The sequence below is a fragment of the Fibrobacter sp. genome, assembly GCA_024399065.1.
Classification (GTDB): domain Bacteria; phylum Fibrobacterota; class Fibrobacteria; order Fibrobacterales; family Fibrobacteraceae; genus Fibrobacter.
Map to the genome: position 1 here is coordinate 1 of JAKSIB010000070.1, position 5681 is coordinate 5681.

The 5681-nt window shown below is 53.0% G+C and carries 6 protein-coding genes; all 6 read left to right on the forward strand.

Annotated elements, in window-relative coordinates:
* Positions 1-131 precede the first annotated feature (131 nt).
* The 6 genes from MJZ25_16220 (at position 132) to MJZ25_16245 (ending at position 5483) form a co-directional block, all read left to right on the forward strand.
* Complete coding sequence (locus MJZ25_16220) at positions 132-1136, forward strand: GNAT family N-acetyltransferase (protein MCQ2125721.1); 1005 nt, start codon at positions 132-134, stop codon at positions 1134-1136.
* A 604-nt stretch (positions 1137-1740) separates the two neighbouring features.
* On the forward strand, positions 1741-2412 hold the full coding sequence (locus tag MJZ25_16225) for a nitroreductase (protein MCQ2125722.1): 672 nt from the start codon (positions 1741-1743) through the stop codon (positions 2410-2412).
* Positions 2413-2430: 18 nt separating this feature from the next.
* A complete protein-coding gene (locus MJZ25_16230; protein MCQ2125723.1) occupies positions 2431-2937 on the forward strand; it encodes a hypothetical protein in 507 nt (168 codons plus the stop codon).
* Complete coding sequence (locus tag MJZ25_16235; protein MCQ2125724.1) at positions 2934-3545, forward strand: DUF2284 domain-containing protein; 612 nt, start codon at positions 2934-2936, stop codon at positions 3543-3545. Before MJZ25_16230 ends, MJZ25_16235 begins: the two co-directional genes overlap by 4 nt.
* A gap of 511 nt (positions 3546-4056) precedes the next feature.
* The gene (locus MJZ25_16240) at positions 4057-4854 is read left to right on the forward strand and encodes a DUF3298 and DUF4163 domain-containing protein (protein ID MCQ2125725.1); all 798 of its coding nucleotides are present in this window, start codon (positions 4057-4059) and stop codon (positions 4852-4854) included.
* Positions 4851-5483 carry a hypothetical protein gene (locus tag MJZ25_16245; protein MCQ2125726.1) on the forward strand — a complete coding sequence of 211 codons (633 nt, stop codon included), beginning with the start codon at positions 4851-4853 and terminating at the stop codon, positions 5481-5483. The genes MJZ25_16240 and MJZ25_16245 overlap by 4 nt, the downstream gene beginning before the upstream one ends.
* Positions 5484-5681: the final 198 nt, after the last annotated feature.

Genomic DNA, 5681 nt, shown 5'->3' on the forward strand with positions numbered 1-5681 from the left:
CTGCATCGGAAAATAAAGGACAGTCAACCAGGTAGAGTTCCACAAAAACAGCGCTCTGCATACCAAATATATTTGACAAATTATATTTATCGGCTCATTTTATCTTTTATAATGGATAAAACACAACAACTATGACTCTACTCGAAGCAATACAGGCGCGCCATTCTGTGAGGCGCTATAAGGATACGCCTCTCTCGGAGGAGGTGGTGAATACGCTGCAGGAGAAGATCCGCGAGGTGAACCACGACGGTGACCTCCATATCCAACTCGTGACCAACGAGCCGAAGGGGTTCAACTCCATCCTCAACTACGGCTTCTTCTCCGGCTGCAAGAACTACTTCGTGGTGGCTGGCAAGAAGGCAGAAGACCTCGACGAACGTGCCGGCTACTACGGCGAGCAACTCGTGCTTCTGGCTCAGCAACTGGGTCTTAACACCTGTTGGGCTGGCGTCTCCTACCAGAAGGTGGCGGGCACCTACGAACTCAACGACGACGAGAAGATCGTCTGCTACATCGCCCTCGGCTACGGCGAGACCCCAGGCACGGAGCGTAAGCACCTGAGCACCAACGGAGCGCAAGAATTAAGAGAATACTTAGCCATTCACCAAGATTCCATCGAGACAGAACGTCTTCTGCTTCGTAGGTGGAAACCGTCGGATGCCGAAGCCTTGTACAAATATGCATGTGATCCAGAAGTCGGTCCACACGCAGGATGGCCACCACATAAGAATGTTGAGGAAAGCAAAATGATTATCCGTGAGCTATTCACAAATGACTACACCTGGGCGGTTATCTTGAAGGAAACCAACGAACCAATTGGCTGCATGGGGTATTATCCTTTTGGCAAGAGCAACATAGAGATTGGCGAAAACGATGCGGAGGTTGGTTACTGGATTGGTAAACCACATTGGAACAATGGTTACTGCACAGAAGCCTTGCAAGCAATGATTCACTATTGCTACGAGAAGAAACACTTTCAGACATTATGGGCAGATTTCTTCGTTGACAATCCTGCGTCTGGCAGAGTTATGGAGAAATGCGGCTTTACAGATACAGGCAAAGAAAACTATTGCTCAAACCTCTATCATGGTGAAGACCGACCTGTTCATATAATGATACTCGAAAAGAAACAATGACACAAGACTTGACCACATACTTTGTTTGGATTGGTGGCCATGGCGATTGGGCAATAAGGCGATGAGGCGATGAGGGAACGAGAACGAGAACGATAACGAGAACGGGAACGAGAACGAAAAAACTGGTTAAGGTTAACGTTAACGTTAACGTTAACGTTGAGAAACTTCTTTTTGCCTGCGGCGCAACGTATAATTAGGCGAAAATTATCCGTTAATTATTCCGTATAATTCAACAATTCATGTGATTAATGGATAATTCACGGGTAATTGTGCTTCGCATCCCTTCGGGACTCCCTATCGGTCGCGACTACGCTACGCTAGTTTACGGTCATTCGCGTTAAAAAAGAAATCAACGGGAGACTTTGCCTGCGGCGCAACGTATAACCGAAGGTCAGCGGCCGAAGGGAAAGCTAATTAGGCGATTAGGCGAACTCTGCGGTTAAGCGAGGGCAGAACCAAGCTCGCTTGGGTTATGCCGAGCGGAAGCAGAGTCAATGTGCAACATTGATAAGGCGATAAGGAAATAAAGATAACAAGGTTAAGGTTAAGGTTAAGGTTAAGGTTAAGGTTAGCGTTAACGTTAACGTTAAAGTTAAGGTATACTATGACTCTACTCGAAGCAATACAGGCGCGCCATTCTGTGAGGCGCTATAAGGATACGCCTCTCTCGGAGGAGGTGGTGAATACGCTGCAGGAGAAGATCCGCGAGGTGAACCACGACGGTGACCTCCATATCCAACTCGTGACCAACGAGCCGAAGGGGTTCAACTCCATCCTCAACTACGGCTTCTTCTCCGGCTGCAAGAACTACTTCGTGGTGGCTGGCAAGAAGGCAGAAGACCTCGACGAACGTGCCGGCTACTACGGCGAGCAACTCGTGCTTCTGGCGCAGCAACTGGGTCTCAACACCTGTTGGGCTGGCGTCTCCTACCAGAAGGTGGCGGGCACCTACACCCTCAACGACGACGAGAAGATCGTCTGCTACATCACCCTCGGGTACGGCGAGACCCCAGGCACGGAGCGTAAGCACAAGCCGTTGGAAGCCCTCAGCAACGTCGGCGAGCAGACCCCCGAGTGGTTTCGTCGTGGCGTGGAGGCAGCGCAACTCGCCCCTACCGCCGTCAATCAGCAGAAATTCTTCCTCGAATACCTCGCCCCCAACCAAGTCAGAGCCCGCAAGACCTTCTCCATGGTCGGCTACACACAGTTGGACCTCGGCATCGTCAAACTCCACTTCGAGATAGGCGCTGGCAAAGAGAATTTTCAATGGAGATAACAAACAACAGATAGACCTATGAACAAACTCATTCTCGTGCTTGTGCTGACGGTGACTATGCTGACCTCATGCACACAGAAAAAGGCTACAACGGAAGAGCCTCACGACACCACAACGACTGAAAGCGAGGCCTTTGATGCCTTTGCCGAACACTTCAGCGAGACAGCCTCCTTTGCCTTCGCCGACATCAGCGACCGCAAGGTGATGCTCGTATCGCAAGAGACCTTCGGCGACAACGACACCGCCAACCTCCAAGCCGTGGAAGCCACCCTCTTTGCCGCCGACAGCCACGGCAAGATCATCTGCCTCGGCTCCGTCCGCTCGCAAGGTTCGCTCTACCCCGTCTCCATGATCGACGGCAAGGTCATCGTCGGCGGTCATCAGTTCATCCGAATCTACAGCATCCGTGGCGACGTCCCCGAACTGGTGCTCGACCGCTTTGCCGAAGGCGAGGGGGAAGAACTGACCGTCATGAACCAACTCTTCTTTAAGCAAAGCACCCCTATCAAGTTTTTCAAACAATGAATATACCGTCATACAACAGAGAGTTTGTCTTTGCCACCGTCAGCATGGACGACTATATCCGCCGTTTCCGCGATGCAGAACGTGTGGCAGGCTATTGCCGTGAATGCCGCAACTACGGACACCATTGGGGCTGTCCACCGTTTGACTATTCCGTTGAGGAGCAACTGAGCCGCTATCGTGAGGTGCTCCTGGTGGCTGCGCGTATCTACCCTACGGAGCAGCATCTGCCGATGGAGACGGGCATGCAGTGTCTGTGGCCTGTCCGTTCGGAACTGGAGAAGATAGTGCGTGGTTTGGAGACGGTGTTGGACGGCCGCGCCATGGGTCTGGCGGGACAGTGTCCTTACTGCGGAGCGCAGCCTGAGAATTTCCAAGCGGGCATGCCTTGTGCCAAGACAGAGGGGAAGCCTTGTCGTCATGCCGATCTGGTGCGTCCCTCGCTGGAGGCGTGGGGCTTCGACATCGGCATGAGTGCGGAGCAACTGCTGCAGATTCCCATACTCTGGTCCACCGACGGACTGACCCCCGAATACTTCACCTTGGTCTGCGGCTTCTTCCACAACGCCCTTCCCGAAGAGGCCCTGACAGCGGCACAAAAGATGATATAGAGAGTCGGGTCCTCCCGGCAGAGGAAACATACGACAAAAAAGCCTCCTTTTTGGGGAGGCTTAGGGGTTATTTTTAGGGGAATGGAAACTACATTTTCTTTGCGTCGAGAATCTCTTGAAAGCCTGCTTCCTTCTGCCGGGAGGCGACGAGATTTATGTAAAAGTTCATCGTTTTCTAGCAAGAAGAAAGCCCCGTTCCGTGTTGGAGCGAGGCTTTGTGGTATGCGGCGGTCGGGAGGACCACACGTTATTTCTTCACGAACTTGTTTTAGCGCCAAAAATTAAGGCCCAACTCTCACGAGCTAGACCTTACAGGAGCTTTATTCCAATTTTGCTATTTAATTTTGCACTGCAAAGGTAAGACATTTTGTTGGAATCGACGATATCGACAGGCACTTTTTTTCCCCCCGACAAGGCCGAAGCACAATAAAACGCCTTTTTCTACGTTTTCTCTACATCAAGACAGCGCCTAACAAGGGTCAAGATGCTGCCAAGACAAACCTATCACAACATGAAAACTAAGACTACATTTCTCTTCCTCTGCATGCTCCTCACCGTGGCATGCACACGCAAGTCGTGCCCTACCGAGGTCATCGATTTCGCCGACTCTACCGACTACTGCGTCACTACCCTATCCATGGAACTCCCTACGGGTTCCTCTGCCGTCGACTCCGCCATCTGCGAGACTCTGCTCGCACAACTCGACCTCGAGACACGCGGTGCCGGTCCACAGCCTCTCTTCGACGCCTACAAGGGCGACAGAGGCGACCACCAGGCTTGTGTGCACTACTACGCTCAGCAACTCACGGATGCACTCAACGCCATCGCCGAAGCCGATGAGTCGTACTATCCCTGGGAGTGCCGCATAAAGGTCTCCAAGGTCAGTCAGACCAACCGCTATGTCGTTTTCCGAAGCGAGAACTACTTCTATCTCGGCGGTGCCCACGGTGGCATCACCGGTGCGGGTCCGATGACCTTCAGCCTCCAGACAGGCGAGCAGATCGCGCCGTTCTTCACCCCCGATGCCCAGGCTGCCTTGCAAGGGGAACTCCGCAAGGGTCTCCTCACCTATTTCCACCAGTTTGAGCCGGAACTCACCGAGGCGAAGATGATGGAACGCCTCTTCATTGAGGACGGCATCATACCGCTGCCGAAGTACGAGCCAGAGCCTACGGAAGAGGGTTTGCGCCTCATCTACCAGCAGTATGAGATAGCGCCTTACTCCGAGGGCATGCCGCAGTTTGTGCTCCCCTACGACGTTGCAGAACCCCTTCTAACCCCTAAAGCCAAAGAGATATTGACCAGATGAATATGAAACCATTCAAACTCATTGCCCTCACGGCACTCATGGCACTGCTCTGCTGCTGTGCCCCAAAACAGAATCATCAACGCATTGAGCCGCTGCCTGCCATCTCGCTGGCTGCCGACTCGCTTCAGGACTGCACCCTTCCGGCGGTGTTTGCCTCCAACAGTATCGACTGGGAGGATAGCACGCTGACGGTGAAGTTCTACAATATGGACCTCTACGATGCGGTGGAGATCTCGCTGCTTCAGGTGGGCGACACCCTGCTCTACCGAGGCGAACCGATGGTGGTGGCCACGATTGAGGAGCGCGGCGAAGGGCTCGACATCAACGGCGGCATCGACAACGGCGGCTGCTGTCTCTACGGCTACGAGGGAGGCACCTATGTGGCTCGCGAATACGACGACCACGCGGTCTACTCTCCCATCGGGACGTTCCGTGTAGCGATAGACCCCAACTGCATCCTCGTGGACTGTGGCGAAGAGCCTCTCGACCCTTCCGACACCATCAGCAGCGGTCTGAGGCAGTATCTCGAAGGTCTTGAAGACTACCGTCAGCTGTTCTTCCAACTCAATACCGTGGTGACGATAGAGCACGGCAAGGTGACCGCCATCAACCGCCGCTGGATTCCGTAAGACCATATCGGCATCAGATACGACAAAGTGTGCGCCTCAAAAGGGTGCACATTTTGTTTTGCGGGAGCGGCTGTTACCTTGTCTTTCGGTTTTTCAGGAATGCGCTATCTCGACAATTTGGCAAATGGAGGACGGGACAGAAATTTCCTTCCCGCCGACCGTCGGGGCGGTTTTGATCGCAGTCAAAGGCTTCAGCGG